This window comes from Streptomyces qinglanensis, from assembly GCF_900111245.1.
Lineage (GTDB): Bacteria > Actinomycetota > Actinomycetes > Streptomycetales > Streptomycetaceae > Streptomyces > Streptomyces qinglanensis.
Genome location: NZ_FOGO01000001.1, coordinates 1 through 22941 on the forward strand (window position 1 = coordinate 1; position 22941 = coordinate 22941).

At 71.6% G+C, this 22941-nt stretch carries 24 protein-coding genes and 1 rRNA gene; 8 read left to right on the forward strand and 17 right to left on the reverse strand.

Translation table 11 applies throughout. The features are described from left to right. Together BMX65_RS00005 and BMX65_RS00010 are read right to left on the reverse strand one after the other, a co-directional pair. Nucleotides 1–94, reverse strand: a 16S ribosomal RNA gene (locus BMX65_RS00005); the annotation flags it as partial. Between the two features lie 424 nt (nt 95–518). Further along, nucleotides 519–1223, reverse strand: coding sequence for a DNA-3-methyladenine glycosylase (locus tag BMX65_RS00010; protein ID WP_074998025.1), 705 nt, complete (start codon nt 1221–1223; stop codon nt 519–521). Between the two features lie 106 nt (nt 1224–1329). On the opposite strand from BMX65_RS00010, the gene BMX65_RS00015 reads away from it, so the two are divergent. Beyond that, on the forward strand, nt 1330–2112 hold the full coding sequence (locus tag BMX65_RS00015; RefSeq protein WP_074998026.1) for a sporulation protein: 783 nt from the start codon (nt 1330–1332) through the stop codon (nt 2110–2112). 35 nt (nt 2113–2147) lie between these two features. Here BMX65_RS00015 and BMX65_RS00020 read toward each other — a convergent pair whose 3' ends face one another. Beyond that, on the reverse strand, nt 2148–2579 hold the full coding sequence (locus tag BMX65_RS00020; RefSeq protein ID WP_074998027.1) for a barstar family protein: 432 nt from the start codon (nt 2577–2579) through the stop codon (nt 2148–2150). A gap of 179 nt (nt 2580–2758) precedes the next feature. Here BMX65_RS00020 and BMX65_RS00025 point away from each other — a divergent pair, with 179 nt between their 5' ends. Beyond that, on the forward strand, nt 2759–3298 hold the full coding sequence (locus BMX65_RS00025) for a YbhB/YbcL family Raf kinase inhibitor-like protein (protein WP_074998028.1): 540 nt from the start codon (nt 2759–2761) through the stop codon (nt 3296–3298). Nucleotides 3299–3931: 633 nt separating this feature from the next. After that, nucleotides 3932–4441, forward strand: a complete 510-nt coding sequence (locus tag BMX65_RS00030) for an HNH endonuclease (protein WP_074998029.1) — start codon at nt 3932–3934, stop codon at nt 4439–4441. A 24-nt stretch (nt 4442–4465) separates the two neighbouring features. On the opposite strand, the gene BMX65_RS00035 is transcribed toward BMX65_RS00030, so the two are convergent. The 4 genes from BMX65_RS00035 to BMX65_RS00050 form a co-directional block, all read right to left on the reverse strand. Further along, nucleotides 4466–5233: a sulfite exporter TauE/SafE family protein gene (locus tag BMX65_RS00035; protein ID WP_074998030.1), complete on the reverse strand. Its 768-nt coding sequence runs from the start codon at nt 5231–5233 to the stop codon at nt 4466–4468. Between the two features lie 123 nt (nt 5234–5356). Beyond that, complete coding sequence (locus BMX65_RS00040) at nt 5357–6322, reverse strand: SPFH domain-containing protein (RefSeq protein WP_019358248.1); 966 nt, start codon at nt 6320–6322, stop codon at nt 5357–5359. A gap of 73 nt (nt 6323–6395) precedes the next feature. Beyond that, a complete protein-coding gene (locus BMX65_RS00045; protein ID WP_074998031.1) occupies nt 6396–6818 on the reverse strand; it encodes an NfeD family protein in 423 nt (140 codons plus the stop codon). Nucleotides 6819–6839: 21 nt separating this feature from the next. Beyond that, the gene (locus tag BMX65_RS00050) at nt 6840–7631 is read right to left on the reverse strand and encodes an ABC transporter ATP-binding protein (protein ID WP_074998032.1); all 792 of its coding nucleotides are present in this window, start codon (nt 7629–7631) and stop codon (nt 6840–6842) included. Between the two features lie 105 nt (nt 7632–7736). Between BMX65_RS00050 and BMX65_RS00055 the strand changes: the two genes are divergently transcribed. After that, nucleotides 7737–8567: a hypothetical protein gene (locus BMX65_RS00055; RefSeq protein ID WP_074998033.1), complete on the forward strand. Its 831-nt coding sequence runs from the start codon at nt 7737–7739 to the stop codon at nt 8565–8567. Nucleotides 8568–8604: 37 nt separating this feature from the next. On the opposite strand, the gene BMX65_RS00060 is transcribed toward BMX65_RS00055, so the two are convergent. The 4 genes from BMX65_RS00060 to BMX65_RS00075 form a co-directional block, all read right to left on the reverse strand. Further along, on the reverse strand, nt 8605–8844 hold the full coding sequence (locus BMX65_RS00060; RefSeq protein WP_074998034.1) for a chaplin: 240 nt from the start codon (nt 8842–8844) through the stop codon (nt 8605–8607). A 212-nt stretch (nt 8845–9056) separates the two neighbouring features. Then, a complete protein-coding gene (locus BMX65_RS00065) occupies nt 9057–9695 on the reverse strand; it encodes a response regulator (RefSeq protein WP_074998035.1) in 639 nt (212 codons plus the stop codon). Further along, nucleotides 9688–10854 carry a GAF domain-containing sensor histidine kinase gene (locus BMX65_RS00070; protein ID WP_074998693.1) on the reverse strand — a complete coding sequence of 389 codons (1167 nt, stop codon included), beginning with the start codon at nt 10852–10854 and terminating at the stop codon, nt 9688–9690. Before BMX65_RS00070 ends, BMX65_RS00065 begins: the two co-directional genes overlap by 8 nt. 228 nt (nt 10855–11082) lie before the next feature. Continuing rightward, complete coding sequence (locus tag BMX65_RS00075) at nt 11083–13794, reverse strand: ABC transporter ATP-binding protein/permease (RefSeq protein WP_074998036.1); 2712 nt, start codon at nt 13792–13794, stop codon at nt 11083–11085. A gap of 424 nt (nt 13795–14218) precedes the next feature. Here BMX65_RS00075 and serB point away from each other — a divergent pair, with 424 nt between their 5' ends. Beyond that, nucleotides 14219–15463, forward strand: coding sequence for a phosphoserine phosphatase SerB (serB, locus tag BMX65_RS00080; protein ID WP_074998037.1), 1245 nt, complete (start codon nt 14219–14221; stop codon nt 15461–15463). Between the two features lie 47 nt (nt 15464–15510). Here serB and BMX65_RS00085 read toward each other — a convergent pair whose 3' ends face one another. The 4 genes from BMX65_RS00085 to BMX65_RS00095 form a co-directional block, all read right to left on the reverse strand. Next, entirely contained in the window at nt 15511–16026 is a 516-nt protein-coding gene (locus tag BMX65_RS00085) for a SixA phosphatase family protein (RefSeq protein ID WP_074998038.1), read from the reverse strand. A 115-nt stretch (nt 16027–16141) separates the two neighbouring features. Next, on the reverse strand, nt 16142–16396 hold the full coding sequence (locus BMX65_RS00090; RefSeq protein WP_074998039.1) for a hypothetical protein: 255 nt from the start codon (nt 16394–16396) through the stop codon (nt 16142–16144). Nucleotides 16397–16568: 172 nt separating this feature from the next. After that, nucleotides 16569–16685, reverse strand: a complete 117-nt coding sequence (locus BMX65_RS33900; RefSeq protein WP_275435257.1) for an SGM_5486 family transporter-associated protein — start codon at nt 16683–16685, stop codon at nt 16569–16571. Between the two features lie 17 nt (nt 16686–16702). After that, nucleotides 16703–18121 (reverse strand): CynX/NimT family MFS transporter, encoded by a 1419-nt coding sequence (locus BMX65_RS00095; RefSeq protein ID WP_074998694.1) that lies wholly within the window; start codon nt 18119–18121, stop codon nt 16703–16705. A gap of 23 nt (nt 18122–18144) precedes the next feature. On the opposite strand from BMX65_RS00095, the gene BMX65_RS00100 reads away from it, so the two are divergent. Then, nucleotides 18145–18882 (forward strand): FadR/GntR family transcriptional regulator, encoded by a 738-nt coding sequence (locus BMX65_RS00100; protein WP_239502313.1) that lies wholly within the window; start codon nt 18145–18147, stop codon nt 18880–18882. A 103-nt stretch (nt 18883–18985) separates the two neighbouring features. Here BMX65_RS00100 and fabI read toward each other — a convergent pair whose 3' ends face one another. Beyond that, nucleotides 18986–19756, reverse strand: a complete 771-nt coding sequence (gene fabI / locus BMX65_RS00105; RefSeq protein WP_074998040.1) for an enoyl-ACP reductase FabI — start codon at nt 19754–19756, stop codon at nt 18986–18988. A 2-nt stretch (nt 19757–19758) separates the two neighbouring features. After that, nucleotides 19759–20463, reverse strand: a complete 705-nt coding sequence (gene fabG, locus BMX65_RS00110) for a 3-oxoacyl-[acyl-carrier-protein] reductase (RefSeq protein ID WP_074998041.1) — start codon at nt 20461–20463, stop codon at nt 19759–19761. A 261-nt stretch (nt 20464–20724) separates the two neighbouring features. On the opposite strand from fabG, the gene tyrS reads away from it, so the two are divergent. Further along, nucleotides 20725–22143 carry a tyrosine--tRNA ligase gene (gene tyrS, locus BMX65_RS00115; RefSeq protein WP_074998042.1) on the forward strand — a complete coding sequence of 473 codons (1419 nt, stop codon included), beginning with the start codon at nt 20725–20727 and terminating at the stop codon, nt 22141–22143. A gap of 266 nt (nt 22144–22409) precedes the next feature. Next, the gene (locus BMX65_RS00120) at nt 22410–22793 is read left to right on the forward strand and encodes a DUF3099 domain-containing protein (RefSeq protein WP_074998043.1); all 384 of its coding nucleotides are present in this window, start codon (nt 22410–22412) and stop codon (nt 22791–22793) included. Nucleotides 22794–22941: the final 148 nt, after the last annotated feature.

Here is a 22941-nt window from a genome sequence, read left to right on the forward strand (position 1 = left end):
CTAATCCACCACCGAAGCGGCTTCATCGTTCGACTTGCATGTGTTAAGCACGCCGCCAGCGTTCGTCCTGAGCCAGGATCAAACTCTCCGTGAATGCTTCCATCCACAGGAAGAGCGGAACCGGAGGAGGAATAATCCCCCGGTTCACAGCGTCCTCGCTGTTGTGTATTTCAAAGGAACCTCAACCCGCCGAACACTCGGCAGGTCGGGGTATCAACATATCTGGCGTTGACTTTTGGCACGCTGTTGAGTTCTCAAGGAACGGACGCTTCCTTCGAAACAAATCGGTTCTGACGATGCAGTACCGGTTTCTCCGGACGTTTGCCCTTTCGGTGTTCACTACTTTAGCGGATTCCCCTGGAGACTCATAATCGAGTCCTCGGCGTCAGATTTCGGCGTGCCGAAATCGACCCCGATTCCGGGGTACATCGTAGGTAGTGAGTGGCCGCTTCCGGGGGAGCTCTCACCGGACCTGAGGTCCGTGGCAAGCCGTCCCGTTTTCAGCGACTCGTACAACGTTAGGGGGTCGACGGCCCTGCGTCAAGCGAGGTCCTGCGGTTCCGCGGCTTGTGTGCGCGGTAGGGGCTCACCGTCGGGTCGTCCGCGAACCAGAAGCGCCAGGGGAAGTGTGCGCCGTCGCCTCCCACACCGGTGCGCGGACCGCTCCGGATGCCGGGCCTCGGGCCCGCCGCCTCCACCGCACCGTCGAGGATGCCGAGCGGCGCGGCGGGGTCGCGGGTGCACAGGTCGGTGCCGTTCAGCTCGCGGTCCACCGCGAGCGCGGTGGCGAGGCGGGCCGGGCCCCTGGCCAGTTCCGAGTCCCTGCTCGCCTTGGGCCGGCGGTGCCGCGCCTGCTCCGTCCCCTCCAGCACCTCGCCCGCACGGATCAGTACTCCGCTCGCCTGCCCCTCCGGTCCGCAGACGAGGTTGAGGCTGAACCACATGCCGTAGATGAAGTAGACGTAGGCGTGCCCCGGCGGGCCGAACATCGAGGCGTTGCGTTGCGTCCGGCCCCGGTAGGCGTGCGACCCCGGATCGGCCTCTCCCGCGTATGCCTCGACCTCGGTGATGCGCAACCGCATGCGGCCCTCGCTCGTCGTGCGTACCAGGACGTGGCCGAGAAGGTCGGGGGCGACATCCAGGACAGGACGGTCGAAGAAGTCCCGGGACAGGTGCGGGTCGCCGCCGGTCGTGCTGGGCTTGCGGTCTCGGCCTGCGATCATGCCGTCCGAGCGTACAAGAACCGCGTACGGGAGAGTCCGGTACGTGAACGGTTCCCGTGCTTCCCGGCGGAAGGCGGAACCGGAGTGAACAGGGGAGGACAAGGGGATGGGCTTCAAGAAGCTGTTCGCGAGCATGGGCATGGGCAGCGCCTCGGTCGACACCGTGCTGCACGAGCCGCACGCGGTCCCGGGCGGTGTGGTGCAGGGCGAGGTGCGGATCGAGGGCGGCTCGGTCACCCAGGAGATCCAGGCGCTCTCCGTGGGTCTGCAGGCGCGGGTCGAGGTGGAGACCGACGACGGCGAGATGCACCAGAACATCGAGTTCGGTACCCAGCGGCTCGGTGGGGAGCTCACCCTGCACGAGGGTGACTCGCACGTGGTGCCCTTCGCGCTGGAGGTGCCGTGGGAGACGCCGGTCACCGCGTTCATGGGCCAGCAGCTGCGGGGCATGCAGATCGGTGTGACGACGGAGCTGGCGATCGCGCGGGCACTGGACTCCAGCGACCTGGACCCGGTGGACATCCACCCGCTCCCGGCGCAGCAGGCGATCCTGGACGCCTTCGGGCAGCTCGGGTTCCGGTTCAAGTCGGCGGACATGGAGAAGGGGCACATCCGCAACACCCGGCAGCAGCTCCCCTTCTACCAGGAGATCGAGTTCTACGCGCCGGAGCAGTACCGCGGGCTCAACCAGGTCGAGCTCTCGTTCGTCGCGGACGCGCGCGGCATGGACGTGGTGCTGGAGATGGACAAGAAGGGCGGCCTGTTCTCGGAGGGCAGTGACACCTTCCGGGCCTTCCCGATGGACTTCGACTCCTACCAGCAGACCGACTGGGCGGGGTACCTCAACCAGTGGCTGGCCGAGGTCGGCGGCAAGCGGAACTGGTTCTGAGCCCGCGTCGCACCACTCTGCGGCGGAGACCCCGCTCAGCCGAGCAGGATGCTGAGCGGGGTCTCGCGTACCGCCCAGAAGCCGACCGCCGCGGTGAAGACCTCCGCCGCGGCGGCGGCATCCGCCGGATCCGCGTGTTCGAACCCGGACCAGCCGGTGGCCAGCAGCAGGTAGCCGTCCGGCTTCCCGTACCAGGACAGGTCGGTGAGCAGGTCGGCGAGCGCGTCCCAGTTGCGGCCGAAGTAGTCGGGGAGCTCCAGTCCGGTGGCGCAACGCTCCATGAACTCCGCTTTGTTGTCGACGCCGGTCAGGTCCACGACCGCGCCGAACCAGCCCGCCGCGTCCGCCTGCATCAGCGCGTCGGGGCCCACCGAGGGCAACCGGTAGACGCCGGGGGGCACCGAGTCGTCGAAGAGGCCGGGGAGGTCGGCCTGGGGCAGCTCGGGCAGGTCCACGGGGCTGGTCATGGTCGCACCACCGCTTCGGGGTCTCGTCGTGGTCAGTCACCTGATGGCGTTGACTCCTGCGGGCACAGGGCTGGGATGTACGGGGTGTGCTGTCGCACCCCGTCATGGTGGCAAAGAGAGGCGGTCAGGATCGTTAGGCTGGCCGTTACAGCGATTCGCGTGACGAGGAGGTTCACGACGTGACCGACCAGCAACGGCGCCCGCTCCCCCATGACTTCCACCCCCCGGTGCCGTCGATTCGCGTGCTGAGCGACGATCTGCCGGACGGCGGCCATCTGGGTACCGCACAGGTGTACGCGGAAGGGAACACCTCTCCGCAGCTTCGCTGGGAGGGCTTCCCCGAAGGGACGAAGAGCTTCGCGGTGACCTGCTTCGACCCGGACGCGCCGACGGGCAGCGGGTTCTGGCACTGGTCCGTCTTCGACATCCCCGCCACGGTGACCGAGCTGCCCGAGGGCGCCGGAACGGGCGGGATGAAGGGGCTCCCCGAAGGGGCCGTGCACGTGCGCAACGACTTCGGGACGCGCGACTTCGGCGGGGCCGCGCCGCCGCCCGGGGACGGCCCGCACCGCTATGTGTTCACCGTGTACGCCGTGGACACCGAGAAGCTCGGCCCGGACGCCGACGCCTCCCCCGCCGTCGTCGGGTTCAACCTGCGCTTCCACACTCTGGCGCGGGGCCGGCTCATCGGCGAGTACGAGATCCCCGCCGAGGGCTGAGCACGCCGCCGTCCGGGATCCCGGGCTCCCGGTCCTCCTCGGGTACCGGGAACCCGGGACCGGGTGCCTGGCCCCGGACCGGGTACCGCGATCCGGGTCCGGGGCCCGGTTGGGCCGAAAGAATTCCGTTGCGCCGCGCCGAGTGCGCGGCGCACCGTATACGGGGCAGTCGGCACCGTGGCGCGGTCCATCACCGCGAACGGGGGCGGCGGGCACTCTGCGAGTGCTGCCGTTCGCCGGAGTCCGGCCGGGGGCCGGACGACCGCGCCGACTGCCTGCTGCCTCCGCCTTGCCCGGGACGGCCGCTGCTCTCCTCATCCTCCGGGCTCCGGGAGCCGGTCTCCGTCTCCTCTCCCCCTCCGGTCTCCTCGGTCTCCCTCGGTCTCCCTCGGTCTCTCTCCCCGTCTCCTCCGTCCCTCTCTCCCCGTCTCCCGTCTCCCCGTCTCCCCGTCTCCCCGTCTCCCTCCGGAGCCGGCGGCACCTGCCCCGACGCTCCTCCGCGACCTGGCGTTCCCGGGCCCTTCACGTGCCGTACCTCCTGGGGAAATTGCGTTGTCGGCCCGGGTGGACAGCGGCACAGTGGGTGCCACCCGGCGCGAGCGGTCCGGGACGGGAGAAGGGGAGGCGGTCGGGATGCGGGAGACGCTGGTACTGAACGCGAGCTTCGAGCCGCTGTCGACGGTGTCGCTGCGGCGTGCGGTGGTGCTCGTGATGCGGGACAAGGCCGTCGTCGAACAGGCGCATTCCGGGTTGCTGGTGCGTGCGGCGCAGGTGGAGCTGCCGGTGCCGCAGGTGATCAGGCTCCGCCGGTACGTCCGGGTGCCGTTCCGACAACGGGCACCGTGGTCGCGGCGGGGCGTCCTGGTGCGGGACCGGCACCGGTGCGCGTACTGCGGACGCCGGGCGACCACGGTGGACCACATCGTCCCGCGGTCGCACGGCGGCGGGGACACCTGGCTGAACACGGTGGCGGCGTGCGCGGCCGACAACCATCGCAAGGCGGCCAGGACACCGGGCCAGGCGGGGATGAAACTGCTGGTCAAGCCGTTCGAGCCGACTCCGGCCGACGCGCTGCTGCTGGCGCTGGGACTCACGGAGGGGGAGTCGCTCCCGGAGTGGCTGACGCTGCCGGCCACGGCCTGAGGGCAAGCGGCGGGGCGGACCCGTTCACCGCAGCAGGAGCTGCACGATCGCGGCGAGGCCGACGACGACGATGACGCCCCGGAGTACGCCGGGGGCCAGCTTGCGCCCGACTCGCGCGCCGAGCTGGCCCCCGGCCGCCGAGCCGAGGGCGATCAGCACCACGGCAGTCCAGTCGAAGTCGGCGACGAAGAGGAAGAAGACGGCGGCCGTGCCGTTGACCACGGCGCCCAGGACGTTCTTCACGGCGTTGATGCGCTGCAGGTCGTCGGGGATGAGCAGCCCCATCAGAGCCAGATAGATGACGCCCTGGGCCGCCCCGAAGTAGCCGCCGTAGGCACTGGCGAACAGGATGCCGCCCTGGAGCGGCACACCGCCGTGCGGATGGCCGCCGCTGCTGTCCCGCTCGCGGCGCCGGCGGACGGCCGCGGCCAGCCGGGGCTGGAGGACGACGAGGACCAGGGCGAGCGCGATCAGTACCGGGACGATCGTGTCGAAGGCGCTGGAGGGCAGGGTGAGCAGCAGGATGGCGCCCGCCAGCCCTCCGAGGAGGGCGACGAGGCCGAGCCGCAGGACACGGCGGCCCTGGCCGCGCAGCTCCCGGCGGTAGCCGATCGCTCCGCTGATCGAGCCGGGGACGAGCCCGAGCGAGTTGGAGACGTTGGCGGTCACCGGTGGCAGGCCGACGGCCAGCAGCACGGGAAAGGTCAGGAGCGTGCCGGAGCCGACGACGGTGTTGATGCCTCCGGCGCCGATGCCTGCCGCGCAGACGGCCACGGCTTCCCATATGGTCACGCGTCAGCCCCTCCGGTGTTCGCTTCCAGTGGAACCGATCATGCCCGAAGGGGCTGCGGCTGTGTACCGGGGTCCGGCTGGTGGACGGCGCCGTCCGGGTTCGCGGACCGGACGGCAGACGGGTCAGGAGTCCAGCGGGGGCTGCTCGCGCGGGGGCCGCGGGGGCTTGGCGACGCTGGGCGGAGCGGGGGTGCCGCCGCCGTTGCCGCCGGAGTCCGGGCGGAAGGTGTCCAGGGCGCCGCCGAGGCCCTTGAGCGCGTCGCCGATCTCGCTGGGGACGATCCAGAGCTTGTTGGCGTCGCCCTCGGCGATCTTCGGGAGCATCTGGAGGTACTGGTAGGAGAGCAGCTTCTGGTCCGGGTCGCCGGCGTGGATGGACTCGAAGACGGTGCGGATGGCCTGGGCCTCACCCTCGGCGCGCAGGGCCGCGGAGCGGGACTCGCCCTCGGCGCGCAGGATGGCCGACTGCTTCTCGCCCTCGGCGGTGAGGATCTGCGACTGACGGACACCCTCGGCCTGGAGGATCGCGGCGCGCTTGTCGCGGTCGGCCCGCATCTGCTTCTCCATCGAGTCCTGGATGGAGGTCGGCGGCTCGATGGCCTTGAGTTCGACGCGGTTGACGCGGATGCCCCACTTGCCGGTCGCCTCGTCCAGCACTCCGCGCAGCGCCGCGTTGATCTCCTCGCGGGAGGTGAGGGTGCGCTCCAGGTCCATCCCGCCGATGATGTTGCGCAACGTGGTGACGGTGAGCTGTTCGATGGCCTGGATGTAGCTGGCGACCTCGTAGGTGGCGGCGCGGGCGTCGGTCACCTGGTAGTAGATGACGGTGTCGATGTTCACCACGAGGTTGTCCTGGGTGATCACCGGCTGCGGGGGGAAGGGGACGACCTGCTCCCGGAGGTCGACACGGTTGCGGACGGTGTCGATGAACGGGACGACGATGTTCAGGCCCGCGTTGAGCGTGCGGGTGTACCGGCCGAAGCGCTCCACGATCGCCGCACTGGCCTGCGGAATGACCTGGATCGTCTTGATGAGTGCGATGAAGACAAGCACCACCAGGATGATCAGGACGATGATGATGGCGTCCATGGCCTTGCCCCCTGCATGATCTCAGAAGTCGCTGACTGAAGAATCACTGCCCGTGTTCGGCTGCTCATAGCCATCACATCACGACAGCCGTAGCTCCGTCGATCTCGACCACGTCCACCTGGCTGCCCGGCTCGAAGGCGGTGTCGGTGTCCAGCGCCCGCGCGGACCAGACCTCCCCGGCGAGCTTGATGCGGCCGTTGTCCCCGTCGACGCGCTCCAGCACCACGGCCCGCCGTCCCTTGAGGGCGTCGACGCCGCTGGCCAGCGCGGGGCGTTCGGTGCGCATCCGCCGTGCGACCGGCCGTACGACCAGGATCAGCGCCGTGGAGACGAGGGCGAAGACGACGACCTGGGCCACCGGCCCCCCGCCGATCCCCGCCGCTCCGGCGGCCGCCACCGCGCCCACCGCCAGCATGCCGAACTCCGGCATGGCCGTGATGATGAGCGGGATCCCCAGCGCTGCGGCGGCTACGAGCCACCAGACCCATGCGTCCACACGGCCATGGTAGGCGCCCGCTCAGCGCAGTGGCAGGCCCTGTGCGGTCCAGCGCCCGTTCTGCTCCTCGACGACCAGCGGCAGGCCGAAGCACAGGGAGAGGTTCCGGGAGGTCAGCTCGGTCTCCAACGGCCCGGCGGCCAGTACCTGGCCCTGGCGGATCATCAGGACGTGGGTGAAGCCCGGCGGGATCTCCTCGACGTGGTGGGTGACCATCAGCATCGAAGGCGCATACGGGTCGCGGGCCAGTCGGCCGAGGCGCCGGACGAGGTCCTCGCGGCCGCCCAGGTCGAGTCCGGCCGCGGGCTCGTCCAGCAGCAGCAGTTCGGGGTCGGTCATCATGGCGCGCGCGATCATGGTGCGCTTGCGCTCGCCCTCGGAGAGGGTGCCGAACCTGCGGTCCAGGTAGTCGGACATGCCGAGCCTGTCGAGGAAGGCCCGAGCGCGGTCCTCGTCGACCTTGTCGTAGCTCTCCTGCCAGTGCGCCGTCATGCCGTAGGCGGCGGTGAGCACGGTCTCCAGCACGGTCTGGCGGCGCGGCAGCTTCTCGGCCATCGCGATGCTGGCCATTCCCACCCGGGGGCGCAGCTCGAACACGTCGACGCTGCCGAGGCGTTCGCCCAGGACGCCGACGGTGCCGGAGGTCGGGAAGAGGTAGCTGGAGGCGAGGTTGAGCAGTGTGGTCTTGCCCGCGCCGTTGGGGCCGAGGATGACCCAGCGTTCGCCCTCCTTGACCGACCAGGAGACATCTTCCACCAGAGCACGTCCGTCGCGGACCACGGATACGTCCACCAGCTCCAGTACTTCGCTCATGAGCGCGTTGTCTCCTATTGCAGTCGCGTCGAGGTGCCTATGGGCACATTCCCCAGGGGAAAACCTACGCCACCGTGTGCGAAGCCCGTTCCCTAGGCTTGGTCCATGCTCACAGAACCTCGTTCAGGGCGGCTGGCCGCCTGGGGAAACGCACTGCTCGCCGGACTCGTCGCGCCCGACGAGGCGGCCGAGCGCATCGTGGCCGAGGACGCCCGGCACCGCGTCGCGCTGCCGGGGGACGACGGCGATCCGGTCGGGCTGACGCTGGCGCTGGGGAAGCTGCGGTCGCTGGGTGCCGCGGGGCTGCGGGTCGCGCTGCCGGTGCCGGGACATCCGCTGGGGCTGAGCGGGCCGCCGGAGTTCAACGCGCGGGCGATGGAGGCCGAGGAGGCCGTGCTGGTGCACGGGACGGCGCTGGGCCTGGTGCCGGAGGTGCACGCGGCGGGGCCCGCGGACGGGGACCCGGAGGACGTGCACACGGAGGTGCGCTGGGAGTGCCTGCCGGTGCGGGAGGCGCCGCCGGCCGATGTTCCGTCGCTGGCGGAGGCCGAGCGGGAGCTGGCGGAGGCCATGCGGGAGGCGACCGAGGTGCTGACGCGGCTCGACGTCGCGGGTTCGGGGCCGGTGGCCGACGCGGCCCTGGAGGCGTACCGGGCGCGGATGGAGGCGGGCCGGCAGTTGCTGGCCCCGGGCTATCCGCCGCGTGCGGTGCGGGTGCTGGAGCTCGGGCAGCGGGTCGCGGCGCTGGTCTCCATCGCGTACGGGGAGGGCGGGGGCGACGGACGGGAGCACGGCGGCGCGGTGAGCGCCGCGGAGATGGCGTCCCGCGCCGAGGCGCTGCGGCCGGTGGAGCGCACGGCCCGCCGCGCGCAGGTGGCGGCCTACAACGCCTACGCGGAGGAGCTGGAGCGGCGCCGGGAGGGCGGACGGGCCTGACCGGCGCCGCCCGCCTCCCGGCGTCCGGCCGCCTGCCTCAGCTGTTGTGGGTGAGGTTGCCGAAGGCGGGGTTGAGGACGCCGACCACGTTGACGGAGTTGCCCGTCACGTTCGCGGGCACGTGGACCGGGGCCTGCACGAGGTTGCCCGAGCCGACGCCCGGCGAGTTGGCGGTCTGGCCCTGCGCACCGCTCTGGGCGAACGCGGAGCCGGCGGAGGCCCCGGCGGCGACACCGGCGGCGGCGAGGACGAGGGCGGCCTTCTTGGCAGTGTTCATGGGGTGTTCTCCCTGTGGGTCTGCGGAACCGTGCCGCGGCCGACCGCCGCGGGCACGCCATGGAGAACGGGGCATCAGCCGGGAGGGTGCGCCGAAAAGATGACGACCACACGACAGTATGAAATTCGACCCGCAGGGAACGGATGCCCGATTCCCGACTGCCGGCGAGGGGCGGGAGTTCGGGCCGTCACCCGGTTCGCCCCGTCACCCCGTCACCCCGTCACCCCGTGGCGGACCGCCCACAGGGCTGCCTGGGTCCGGTCGGCCAGGTCGAGCTTCATCAGGATGTTGGAGACGTGCGTCTTGACCGTCTTCTCCGACAGCACGAGCGAGCGGGCGATCTCGCGGTTGGAGCGGCCGTCCGCTATCAGCCCGAGCACCTCGCGCTCGCGCTCGGTCAGCGCGGGACCGCGCCCGGCGGACGGGCTCTGGTCGTCGGAGAGCAGCGCCCCGGCGACCTCGGACTGCAGCAGCACATGGCCCGCGTGCACGGAGCGGATGGCGCCGGCCAGCGCCTCGGGGTCGACGTCCTTGTAGACGTAACCCGCGGCCCCCGCGCGCAGGGCCGGTACGACGGTGCGCTGCTCGGTGAAGCTGGTGACGATCAGCACTCGCGCCGGGTTGTCCCGCTCACGGAGCGTGCGCAGCGCCTCGACGCCGTCGGTCCCGGGCATCTTGACGTCCATCAGGACGACGTCCGGGTGCAGCTCCTCGGCGCGTGCCACCCCCTCGGAGCCGTCCGCGGCCTCCCCCACGACCTCGATGTCGTCCTGCACCTCCAGGAATGTGCGCAGCCCGCGCCGTACGACCTGGTGGTCGTCGACGAGCAGCACACGGATCGGCTCAGCCACCGGGCACCTCCAGAGCGACAGCGGTGCCCTTGCCGGGCTCCGATCGGACAGTCAACGTGCCACCGACGCCGGAGGCCCGGTCGCGCATCGAGACGAGGCCCAGATGGCGGCCCGCCGAGCGCACGGCGTCGGGGTCGAACCCTTTGCCGTCGTCGGTGACGGTGAGGACGGCGGACGGGCCGCGGCGCACCAGGGCCACTCGGACGTGTTCCGCGTCCGCATGCCGCAGTGCGTTGTGCAGGGCCTCCTGTGCGACCCGCAGCAGGGCCTCCTCCTGCGCCGCGGGGAGGGCCCGCACGCCCTCGCACACGAAGTCCACCTCCGCACTGTGCGCCCGGTCCAGGACCTGGGCCTGGGTGCGCAGCGTGGCGACGAGGCCGTCCTCGTCCAACGCCGCGGGACGCAGTTCGACCACGGCGGCGCGCAGCTCGTCGGCCGCCTCTCCGGAGAGCCGGGCCACCTCGTGCAGTTCGGCCTTGGCGCGCGCGGGATCGCGGTCGACGAGGGCCGTGGCCGCCTGGGCCGTCAGACGCAGCGAGAAGAGCTTCTGGGCCACCGCGTCGTGCAGTTCGTGGCCGATACGGGTGCGCTCCTCGGCAATGGTCAGCTCGCGGCTGCGTTCGTAGAGCCGCGCGTTGGTCAGCGCGATGGCGGCATGCTGTGCGAGCAGCCGCAGCAGTTCCTCGTCGTCCTCGGTGAAGGCGCAGGACCGCTCCCGCGACGCCGGACGGCTCTGCTCGCCCGGGGACGGGCAGCGCTTGTTGGCGAGGAAGAACGCGCCCAGTACCTGCTCGCCGTCGGCGATGGGCATGCCGAGGAAGTCGGCCATCGTGGGGTGCGCGGCGGGCCAGCCGCCGAACCGGGAGTCCTTGCGGACGTCGGCGAGCCGCTGGGGAGTGGCGTCCTGCAGCATCGCGGCGAGGATGCCGTGCTGCCGCGGCAGCGGGCCGATGGCCTTCCACTGCTCGTCGCTCACTCCGGCGACGACGAACTGTGCGAAGCCGCCCTGGTGGTCGGGGACGCCCAGCGCCGCGTACTCGGCGCCGAGCAGATCGCGGGCCGAGGCGACGATCGTCTGGAGGACGTCGCGCACCTCGAGCCGGCGGTTCATGGCGAGCAGTGCCGCGCTGACCGCGGCGAGCCCTGTGCGGGGGACCATGCCGATCACGGTACCCGGCGGCCCCGGGGCACGGATCGGGCCCGGGCCAGGTGCGGGACGGTCCGGAGGTCCTAGGTCCGGCGACGCGCGGGCCGACGTGCGGGGCGGGGCGGGGGCCGGGCGGCGGGGCGGACCCCGGACCCGCCCCGCCCACCGGAGGAGCGGAGACACGGAGAAGGGGCCCCGGCAGAGGGACCCCTTCTCCGTGCGGACCGCGCGGTCAGGCGCTCACTTGCGCATGATCTCCGGTTCGTGGCGGCGCAGCAGCCGGATGATGACGAAGTAGCACAGGACGCCCATCAGGACGAGGACACCGACGTCCATCACCCACTGGCCCAGCGAGTGGTCCCACAGCGGGTCGGTGTTGGTCGGGTCCTTCTTGTCCTGGGGCATCAGCCGGCCGAGCTCGACGGTCGCGCCGAGGGCCGCCATCGCCCACCGGGACGGCATCAGCCAGGCGAACTGCTCCACGCCGGGGCTGTCGAAGAGCTTGAAGAGCACACCGGTGAAGACGACCTGCACGACGGCGAAGAGCACGAGCAGGATCATCGTCTTCTCCGAGGTCTTCACCAGGGAGGAGATGATCAGGCCGAACATCATCGAGGTGCCGCCGAGCGCGATGGCCACCAGCGTCATCTCGATGGCCGGGTTGGAGGCGAGCAGGCCCTCCTCGGGAAGGTCGCGCGGGTAGAAGCCGACGATGCACATCAGGACGCCCTGGACGGCCGCGACCAGGCCCAGCACGATCACCTTGGACATCAGGTAGGCCGACCGGGAGAGGCCGGTGGCCCGTTCCCGTTCGTAGATGACCCGTTCCTTGATCAGCTCACGGACCGAGTTGGCCGCGCCCGAGAAGCAGGCGCCGATGGCGAGGATCAGCAGGATGGGTCCCGCGTCGCCGTTGGTCTTGCCCGGTGGCGCCGTCAGTCCGTAGTCGGACGGCATCAGGGTGCTGACCAGGCCCAGGAGCAGCGGGGTGACGAAGGACAGCACCAGGAAGGAGCGGTCCGCGGAGATCACCGAGAGGTAGCGTCTCATCAGCGTCCACAGCTGGCTGCCCCAGCTCTGCGGCTTCTGCAGCCGTGTGGGCTGCATGGCCTGCTGCTGGGCCGCGTACGGGTCCTGCTGCGGGTGCTGAGCGTCGATCTCGGCCGCGTACATCTGGTAGTGCTGGGAGCCCTGCCAGCGGCCCATCCAGTCGTAGTCGCGGTAGTTCTCGAAGGCGGAGAAGACGTCCGCCCACGAGTCGTAGCCGAAGAAGTTCAGCGCCTCCTCGGGCGGGCCGAAGTAGGCCACGCCGCCGCCCGGCGCCATCACCAGGAGCTTGTCGCACAGCCCGAGCTCGGCCACCGAGTGGGTGACGACCAGCACCGTGCGCCCGTCGTCGGCCATGCCGCGCAGCAGCTGCATCACGTCACGGTCCATGCCCGGGTCGAGGCCCGAGGTGGGCTCGTCCAGGAATATCAGCGAGGGCTTGGTGAGCAGCTCCAGGGCGACGGAGACGCGCTTGCGCTGGCCGCCGGAGAGGGAGGTGACCCGCTTGTCCGCGTGGATGTCGAGCTTGAGCTCGGCGAGCACCTCCTCGACCCGGGCGTTGCGCTCGGCCTCCGCGACGTCGCCGGGGAAGCGGAGCTTGGCCGCGTAGCGCAGCGCGGTGCGGACCTTCAGTTCCTTGTGCAGGATGTCGTCCTGCGGGACGAGGCCGATGCGCTGCCGCAGTTCGGCGAACTGCTTGTAGAGGTTCCGGTTGTCGTAGAGGACCTCGCCGACGTCGGCGGGACGGTAGCCGGTCAGCGCCCGCAGCAGAGTGGACTTGCCGGAGCCGGACGGGCCGATCACGCCGATCAGCGACTTCTCGGGGACGCCGAAGGTGACGTTGTTGAGGATGACCTTGCCGCCGTCGACCTTGACGGTCAGGTGGCGGGCCGAGAAGGACACGTCGCCGGTGTCGACGAACTCCTCCAGCCGGTCCCCGACCAGCCGGAAGGTGGAGTGGCCGATGCCGACGATGTCCTGCGGGGAGATGGCGACCGTGCCGGACCGCGGGATCGGCTGGCCGTTGACGTAGGTGCCGTTGTGGCTGCCCAGGTCGTGGATCTCGCACCGGCCGTCGGGCGAGGAGTGGAACTCCGCGTGGTGCCGCGAGACCTGGAGGTCGGAGACGACCAGCTCGTTCTCCAGCGCACGGCCGATGCGCATCACCCGGCCGAGCGAGAGCTGGTGGAAGGTGGTCGGACTGCGGTCACCCGCGCCCTGCGGCGGCGCTCCGCCCTGGCCGCCGGCGCCGGGAGCGCCCGTCCCCGCTGCCTGGCCGCCCATGCCGTGCGCTCCGGGGCCGCCCTGGGGACCGCCCTGCGGCGGCATGTGCTGCTGCGGCATCTGCTGCTGGGGCGGTTGCTGCGCGTACTGCGGCGGGGCCGCGTGCTGCATCTGCTGCGGCATCTGCGGGGCCTGCTGCTGCCAGCCGGGGTGCGGCTGCTGGGGCTGCTGGCCCCAGCCGGGCTGCCCCCCGACCTGCGGCTGCTGGGTCGGAGCGCTGTGCTGGGCTGCGGCCTGCGCCGCCTGGGGCTGCCCCTGCTGCTGGGGCGCGGTCTGTCCGCCGTACATCCCGCCCGCCGGAGCCTGCCCGGCGGGCGTCCCGCCGGAGAAGCCGAGCCGCGGGCCGTCGGTGGCGTTGCCCAGATGGACGCTCATGCCGGGCGCCAGTTCCAACTGCTGGATCCGCCGCCCCTGCACATACGTACCGTTGGTACTGCCGTGGTCCTCGATGACCCAGGCGCGCCCTCCCCAGCGCACCGTGGCGTGCCGCCAGGAGACCCTGGCGTCCTCGATCGCCACGTCCCCCTGGGGATCGCGGCCGAGGGTGTAGGCCCTGGACGGATCGAGCGTCCAGGTCTGTCCGTTCAATTCCAGTACGAGTTCCGGCACTCCATGCCCCACAAAGTTGTCCCCCGAGGTACCCCCTGCAGCGAGGGAGTCTAGGGATGGCGAACATCGTGAGGAACTATTTCAGGCTCGGCCGCCCGACAGGAAGCCGGGCCAGCGGTAGGGACCAGGCTGTGACCGTTCCGTTCGGGGAACACCGGGGAACCCGCGCACGCCTGCCGCGAAGGGAGCGGGAAATCGGGGGAGAACCGCGGGAAATCCGCAGGAAATCCGCAGCAGAGAACTTTCGGCGCGGATGTGGGCACGCACCGGAGCCGACCGTGACTGATCCCGACTGATCCCGAGTGATCCCGACCGGTCGTGGCGAGGCGACGGAGGTGATGGAGGGGGACGGGAGCGGTACCCCGCGTGGCGGCCCGCGGCACTCGCACCGCCCCGGCGAGGTTCGGCAGCCGTGCGGCGGTAATGTGAGAGAACCATGAGCACACCTGTGGCCCAGCCTCCGTCGTACGCCGACACCCCGACCCTGCTGGTCAAGATCTTCGGCAAGGACCGGCCCGGCATCACCGCCGGCCTCTTCGACACCCTCGCGGCCTTCGCCGTCGAGGTGGTCGACATCGAGCAATTGGTCACCCGCGGCCGCATCACCCTGTGCGCCCTGGTGACCGCGCCCACCACCGGTACCGGCTCCGAGGGCGAGCTGCGCGCGACCGTGCACAGCTGGGCCGAGTCGATGGGCATGACCGCCGAGATCATCTCCGGCACGGGCGACAACCGCCCCCGCGGCACCGGACGTTCGCACGTCACCGTGCTGGGGCATCCGCTCACCGCGGAGTCGACCGCCGCCATAGCGGCCAGCATCACCTCCACCGGCGGCAACATCGACCGCATCTTCCGGCTCGCCAAGTATCCCGTGCTGGCGGTCGAGTTCGACGTCTCGGGCACCGAGACGGCGCTGCTGCGCACGTCGCTGGCGCTGGAGGCGGCGAAGTACGGCATCGACGTCGCCGTCGTCGCCTCGGGGCTCCAGCGGCGGGCTCAGCGGCTGGTGGTGATGGACGTGGACTCCACCCTCATCCAGGACGAGGTGATCGAGCTGTTCGCCGCCCACGCGGGCTGCGAGGAGCAGGTCGCCGAGGTGACGACCCGGGCGATGCGCGGCGAACTGGATTTCGAGCAGTCGCTGCACGCCCGGGTCGAGCTGCTGGCCGGGCTCGACGCCTCGGTCGTCGACCGGGTGCGCGAGGCGGTGCAGCTCACCCCCGGGGCCCGCACACTGATCCGCACGCTCAAACGGCTCGGCTACCAGGTCGGCGTCGTCTCCGGCGGCTTCACCCAGGTCACGGACGCGCTGCAGGAGGAGCTGGGACTGGACTTCGCCTCCGCCAACACGCTGGAGATCGTCGACGGCAAGCTGACCGGGCGGGTCACCGGCGAGATCGTCGACCGGGCGGGCAAAGCGCGGCTGCTGCGCCGGTTCGCCGACGAGGCGGGCGTGCCGCTCGCACAGACCGTGGCCATCGGCGACGGCGCCAACGACCTGGACATGCTGAACACGGCGGGGCTCGGCGTCGCCTTCAACGCCAAGCCCCTGGTCCGGGAGGCCGCGCACGCCGCGGTGAACGTGCCGTTCCTGGACACCGTGCTCTATCTGCTGGGAATCACGCGCGAAGAGGTGGAGGCCGCGGACGGGACCGGCGCCGGGCGGCCCGAGGCCCTCTGACCACGCCGGTCCGCGGGGTGCGCCTCGCTCGGGGGCGCCTCACCGTCTCACTCGTGGGGCGCCCAGAACCGGGTCAGCTCCGCGCTTCCGGGCTCCACCGACTTCCAGGACCCGGTGTACCGCAGGACGGCGACGGCCGCCGTCGGGAAGCCGCGGGCCAGCCGCTCCTGTGCCTCCCGGTCGGCCTCCCCGGCGAGCACCTCGGCGACCGACTGCATGCCGGGGTTGTGGCCGATGATCAGCAAGTCGTGCACGTCGTCGGGGACTTCGTTGATGACTTCGATGATCGCACCGGGCGGCGCCTCGTAGAGGCGCTCCTCGTACACCGTCTTGGGGCGTTGCGGCAGGTGCGAGACGGCCAGCTTCCAGGTGTCGCGGGTCCGGGTGGCGGTCGAGCAGAGGGTGAGTTGCGGAGTGATGCCCTGACCGGCGAGCCATTCGCCCGCCGCCGGGGCGTCCAGGCGGCCGCGCTCCGCGAGGGGCCGCTCGTGATCCGCCACCTGCGGCCAGTCCGCCTTGGCGTGCCGGAGAAGGACGATACTGCGGGGCACATCGACGCTCATGTGTCCCAGCTTCGCACGAAACCCGCTGCCGGTCGCGGGGTGTTGACGGGTCGGTCCGGCACGGTCGACGGACGGTGACCCGCCGCACACCGGCCGCCCGGCCCCGCGCGGCGGCTCACCCCAGGACGGAACCCCACAGATGGGTGAGGAAGGACAGCAACGGACTGTCGGCGGCGCGCTGGGCGGCGTCCGCCTGCCCCCCGCCCACCAGGAGGACCAGCAGCAGCGCGAAGCCGAGCACCGGCAGCAGCGCACCCCACCAGGGCAGCCGGGTCTGCGGCGCGTCGTGTGCCCGGCGCGGCAGTGCGGCGCCCTGGGCCGGGCGGTGGTTCCTGCTCCGGTCCGGCATGGGGTGCGCGGGGGACGTCATGGGGCTCGCCTCCGGGATTCTTCGGCCTTCCTTCTCCTGGCCTCCGACACTACGGAGCACGGGACCCCCGACCCATCCGGCAAGCCCCCCACTCGCCCCTGACGCAGGGCCCCTAGGGGACGGTGGTGCCAGCACCACCCCCGCGGGGTGCGCCGCGGGGGTGGTGGAGACGTCAGCCGGCGGCGATGCTGGCGATCACGCCGATGACGACGGTGACCGCCAGCATGGCGCCGAAGATCAGCAGCAGCTTCTTCCGCGGTTCCGGGGGATTCGGTTCGAGCACTGGCATGTGGGCCAGTCTCCCACTCAGCGCCCCTCCTCGATGACCCGGTCCCTGCCCGCCAGCAGGCCGGTCGCCATCTGGGCCAGCATCAGCGCGGCCATCAGCAGCAGCGGAGCGTGCCAGCCTCCGCTGAGGTCGTGCAGCGAGCCGACCAGCAGCGGGCCGGGAATCGAGAGCAGATAGCCGGTGCTCTGCGCGAAGGCGGAGAGCTTGACCACGCCGGAGTGGGACCGGGACCGCATCCCGATCATGGTGAGGGCCAGCGGGAAGGCGCAGTTGGAGACGCCCAGCACCAGGGCCCACACCCAGGCGCCGGCGGCGGGGGCCAGCCACAGCCCCGCGTAACCCACCAGGCCGCACAGACCCAGCGCGACCACCAGCGGCCCCTGGTGCCGCATCCGGGCGGCCACCTTGGGCAGGACGAAGGAGAGCGGCACCCCCATGCCCATGGTCACCGCGAGCAGCACACCGGCCGCCGAGGCGGAGACCCCGGCGTCGCGGAAGATCTGCGGAAGCCAGCCCATGGTGATGTAGGCGGCGGACGCCTGGAGGCCGAAGAAGACAGCGAGGGCCCACGCGGTGGGTGACGCGGCGATCCGCAGCCCCGGCGCGGTCTCCGAGGGAGCTGCCGGGCCGGGCGCCGTGCCGGCCGGCCCGGTGCGGCCCCGGTCGCGGGACTGCCCGGCGGCCTCGCCCTCGGCGGTGCGCGCGGGGACGGCTTCCTCCGCGGCCTGCGGTTCGGGGGCGCGAGCCGAGCGGTTGCGGGAGATCGCCGCCCACGGGACGAGGGCGACCGCCGCCGGCACCGCCCACGCACCCAGTCCGGCCCGCCAGCCGCCGCCGAGCGCGTCGGTCAGCGGCACCGTGACGGCGGCGGCGCCCGCCGTGCCCAGCGCGAGCGCCATGGAGTACAGCCCGGTCATGGAGCCGACCCGGTCGGGGAACCAGTGCTTGACGATCACGGGCATCAGCACGTTGCTCACCGCGATCCCGGCCAGGGCCAGCGCGGTGGCGGCGAGGAACGTGCCCGTACCGCCGGCCAGCGGCCGCAGCGCGAGCCCGAGGGTGATGGCGGCCATGCCGGCCAGCACGACGGGCGCGGGGCCGCGGCGCCGGGCCAGCCGCGGGGCGAGGCCGCCGAAGACGGCGAAACACAGCGGCGGTACCGAGGTCAGCAGCCCGGCCACGGTGCCGTTCATGTGCAGACCGCGCCGTACCTCCTCCAGCAGCGGACCGAGTCCGGATATGGCGGGGCGCAGGTTCAGGGCCGCGATGACGAGTCCGGCGGCGACGAGACCGAGCAGCCGGCGGGAGACCGCCGGCGTTGCGGCACCGGGTTCGGGCGGGGCCGCCGGGGTGTCGGCGGAGCGCGCGGGGGCGGTGCGGGTCCCCAGGTCGGTGGAAGGTGCGGAGTTCCTGCTGTCGTCGTCTGCCGATGCCATGCGGCCCATCATAGAATCATGGGATGAATACTGCCCAACCGCTTTCCCCTGCCTCGGCTGCCTCAGCCTCCTCGGCCCCCTCGCCGCCCCCGCTCTCGGCTCCCCAGCGCACACCCCTGGCCGCCCAGGTGATCGCGACGCTGCGCCAGCAGATCACCTCGGGCCGGTGGCCGGTGGGCAGCCGTATCCCCACCGAACCGGAGCTGGTCGAGCAGCTCGGGGTGGCCCGGAACACGGTGCGCGAGGCGGTGCGCGCCCTCGCGCACAACGGGCTGCTGGACATCCGGCAGGGCTCGGGCACCTACGTGCTGGCCACCAGCGAGCTGGCCGGGGTGATGCACCGCCGATTCGCCGGCGCTGATCTGCGGCACGTGGCGGAGCTGCGGTCCGCGCTGGAGACGGCAGGCGCCCGGCTGGCCGCACGGCGGCGCACGGAAGCGGACCTGCGGGAGCTCGACGGCATGCTGGAGCGCCGGGAGACGGCGTGGGACTCCGGCGATGTCGAACGCTTCATCGACGCCGACCGGAGTCTGCACATGGGGGTGCTCTCCGCCTCCCACAACGAGGTGCTGACCGGGGTGTACGCCGACCTCGGCGAGGTGCTGCGGTCCTATCTGCGGCAGGACGTGGGTGAGGAACTGCGCCCGGAGAACCACATGGACCACACCCGGCTGCTGGACGCCATCCGGGCGCAGGACGCGGAGGCCGCCTCCGAGGAGGCGGCCTCGCACACGGCGGAGTGGGGACACGGGGCGCTGTAGCGGACCGCCCCGCCGCGGGCCGGGGGCCGTGCAGCGGGGCGGAGCCCGGCGGCCGGGCCCGCCACGGGGCCGGGGGCGGCCCCGGCCGCGCCCCGGCGGGGGGTCAGGCCCCCATCATGTGCACGCCGCCGTCGACGTGCACGATCTCGCCCGTGGTGCGGGGGAAGAAGTCCGACAGCAGGGCGACGACACCGCGGCCGGCCGGCTCCGGGTCGGTCAGCTCCCAGCCGATCGGGGCACGGTGGTTCCACACGTCGGCCAGCTCCTCGAAGCCCGGGATGGACTTGGCCGCCATGGACTTGATGGGCCCGGCCGAGACCAGGTTGCAGCGGATGCCCCGGGGGCCCAGGTCCCGCGCCAGGTAGCGGCTGGTGGACTCCAGGGCCGCCTTGGCCACGCCCATCCAGTCGTACTTGGGCCAGGCGATCTGCGCGTCGAAGGTGAGGCCGACGACCGAGCTGCCCTCGTGCAGCAGCGGCAGGCAGGCCATGGTGAGCGACTTGAGCGAGTACGCCGAGACGTGCACGGCGGTGCTGACGTCCTCCCAGGCCGCGCCGAGGAAGTCGAAGGCGCCCTGCGGACCGAAGGCGATCGAGTGCACGACCCCGTCCACCCGCGCGTCCGGACCCCAGTGCTCGCGGATCCGGTCGGCGAGCCCGTCCAGGTGCTCCTGGTTGCTGACGTCCAGCTCGATGACGGGCACGGCCTCGGGCAGCCGCTTGGCGATGCGCTCGACCAGGGAGAGCCGGCCGAAGCCGGTGAGGATGACCTCGGCACCCTGCTCCTGTGCGACCTTCGCCGCGTGGAAGGCGATCGACCCGTCGGTGATGACGCCCGTGACCAGGACGCGCTTTCCAGCGAGGATTCCGCTCATGTTCAGTGACCCATGCCCAATCCGCCGTCCACGGGAATGACGGCTCCGGTGATGTACGCGGCCTCGTCGGACGCCAGGAAGCGGACCGAGGAGGCGACCTCCTCCGCGGTCGCGTAACGGCCCAGCGGTACCTGCTTGACGATGTCGGCGCGCTGCTCGTCGGTGAGCGCACGGGTCATGTCGGTGTCGACGAAGCCGGGCGAGACGACGTTGCAGGTGATGTTGCGGGAGCCGAGCTCGCGGGAGAGCGAGCGGGCGAAACCGACGAGCCCGGCCTTGGAGGCCGCGTAGTTGGCCTGCCCGGCCTGGCCCATCAGCCCGACGACCGAGGAGATCAGCACGATGCGGCCCTTGCGGGCCCGCAGCATGGCGCGGGAAGCGCGCTTGACCACCCGGTAGGTGCCAGTGAGGTTGGTGTCGACGACCGAGGTGAAGTCCTCCTCGGACATGCGCAGCAGGAGCTGGTCACGGGTGACGCCCGCGTTGGCGACGAGCACCTCGACCGCGCCCTGCTTCTCCTCGATCTCCTTGTACGCCTGCTCCACCTGCTCCGGCTCGGTGATGTCGCACTTGACGCCGAGGAAACCCTCGGGCGGCTCTCCGGAGCGGTAGGTGACGGCGACCTTGTCGCCTGCCTCGGCGAAGGCACGGGCGATGGCGAGGCCGATGCCGCGGTTCCCTCCGGTCACGAGCACTGAGCGGCTCACTGTGCGCCCACCCTTCCTGCTTCTGCTGTCGCGGTCTGTCGCAAACAGACTGCCGTCGCGGTCTGTCGCAAACAGAACCTATCCGGCGCCACCGGGCCGCGAGCACTCGGGCACGGACAGGGGCATCCGCGGCCTCCTGTGGGGTCCCTACAGAAACGCCCGTTCCCCGGCGGGGGTGAACTGCCCCGGCCACCGGCGCGGGTACGGGCGCATAGACTTTCCCGTGACCGTATCGAGCACCCACCACACCAGGACAGTGACGTGACACGCCTCGGCGACTCCGTACAGCGCGCCAGCGAGCTGCTGGCCCAGGACCTCTCCACCGACACGAACGTCGAGCGGCTGCTCGCGGAGACCGGGGCGCGGCGCTGTCTGGACCTGAGCGACCTGTCCGCCGAGGAGCAGGCCGAGCTGATCGGGGCGCGGTCGGTCGACCTGCTGCCGTCGGTGGAGAAGCTGGCCGAGCGGATCGAGGAGCGGGCGGCCCAGGGCAAGGGCCTGCACATCAAGCTGGGCATCGACCCCACGATGCCGGACGTGCACCTGGGGCACGCGGTGCCGGTCATCGTGCTCAGCCGCTTCCAGCGGATGGGCCACGACGTCACACTGATCATCGGCGACTTCACCGCCAAGATCGGCGACCCCTCGGGCCGCACGGCCGAGCGTCCCCCGCTGACCGACGAGGACATCGCGCGGAACCTCTCCGGATACCAGGAGCAGGTGCGGCCGTTCTTCGACTTCGAGAAGGTGCGCTTCGCACGCAACAGCGACTGGCTGGCCCCCTTCACGCTGCCGGAGCTGCTGGGCCTGCTGACACAGGTGCCGGTCTCCGCGCTGCTCCAGCGGGAGGACTTCCGCAACCGGCTCTCGGAGGGCTCCGGCCTGACGATGTCCGAGCTGCTCTACCCCGTCGCCCAGGCCCTCGACTCGGTCGAGCTGGACTGCGACGTGGAGCTGGGCGGCGTCGACCAGCTCCTCAACCTCCAGATGGGCCGCCGGATGATGGAGGTACGCGGGCAGCAGCCGCAGCTCGTGGTCACCATGCCGCTGGTCGAGGGCACCGACGGCTCGGGCGCCAAGATGTCCAAGTCCAAGGGCAACTACGTGGGGCTCGGCAGCGCTCCCGACGAGATCTTCGGCAAGATCATGTCGATTCCGGACCGGCTGATGGCCCCCTACCTGCGCGCCTGGACGGAGTGGACCGACGCCGAGATCGACCAGGTGACGGCCCGCATCGACGCGGGTGCGCTGCACCCCATGGACCTGAAGAAGGTGCTGGCCGGCGAGGTCGTGGCAGCCCTGCACGGAGTGCCCGCCGCGATGGCGGCCCGCACGCACTTCGTGGCCCAGTTCTCCAAGAAGTCCTTCTCCGATCTGGAGACGCTCCCCTGCGTCGCGCTGGACGAGCACGGCGAGGAGGGCGTCGCCGCGGTGCTGACCAAGGTCCTGGAGTTCACACCGAGCGCGTCGGCCGCCCGCCGCATCGCGAAGCAGAACGGGCTGCGGCTGATCGTCGAGAAGGCGGGCCAGAAGCAGCAGTCCGTGGTGCTCTCCGAGACGGAGGCGCTGCGCCCGCTCGCGGAGGTCGCCCGCGAGGCGGTCGCCGCGCAGGCCGACGGGCTCGCGGACACGCTGTACCTGAAGGCGGGGCGCAAGGTGGCCGAGATCCGCGGGCTGTGACCGGACCGCGGGCCGCCCGGTTCGGTGCCCCGCCCGGAGACGGCACACGGGGGCGGCGCCGGGGAGCCGGCACACTCCGCGAGCCCCGGCGCGCGGCCCGGGTACGCCCCCTGCCGGATCCGCCGCACCGCCGTCCTGCGCAGGGCGGCCGGTCCGGCCCGCGCGGCGCCCCGGTCTCGTGGCGGACGCATCCGAGGCGTACCGTGGAAAGCGTCCGGATCTCCGCGCACGGCCGCGGGGAACGGCAGGTGAGCAGGTGGTGAAGAGTGACGCGGAAGCAGCACCAGCCCGAGGTTTTCCGGATCACCGGGGCCCGCCAGGGCCTGCAGGAGGACGTGCGCGGAAGGCAGCGGCGCTATGTGATCTCCATGCTGGTCCGCACCCTCGCCGTCATCCTCACCGTGGTGCTGTGGAACGTGGAGCGCCCACTGGCAGTGGCCACCCTGGTGATCGGACTGATCCTGCCCTACATCGCGGTGGTGATCGCCAACGCGGGCCGCGAGAACGCGCCTTCGGCTCCCCCGGCCGCTCCTCCGCCGGAACCTCCGCAGCGGGCGGTGGAGGGCTCCCGGGTGACGAAAGCGGGCGACAGAACCACGCCGGACGACGCGGATCGGGCCTCGAACGAGGCCGCGAGCGGCCGCAGTTGATCTGGTTCTTCGCACAAACCTCAAGAAAACCTCAGATCAATCCTGCGGTTCCGGTGCACCACGGCCGCCCCCGCATGCCATACTTCATGTGCGCTCCGCATCCCCCGTCGGAGCGATGGACCGACGCCGGGCGGCTCCCCCCGTGGCT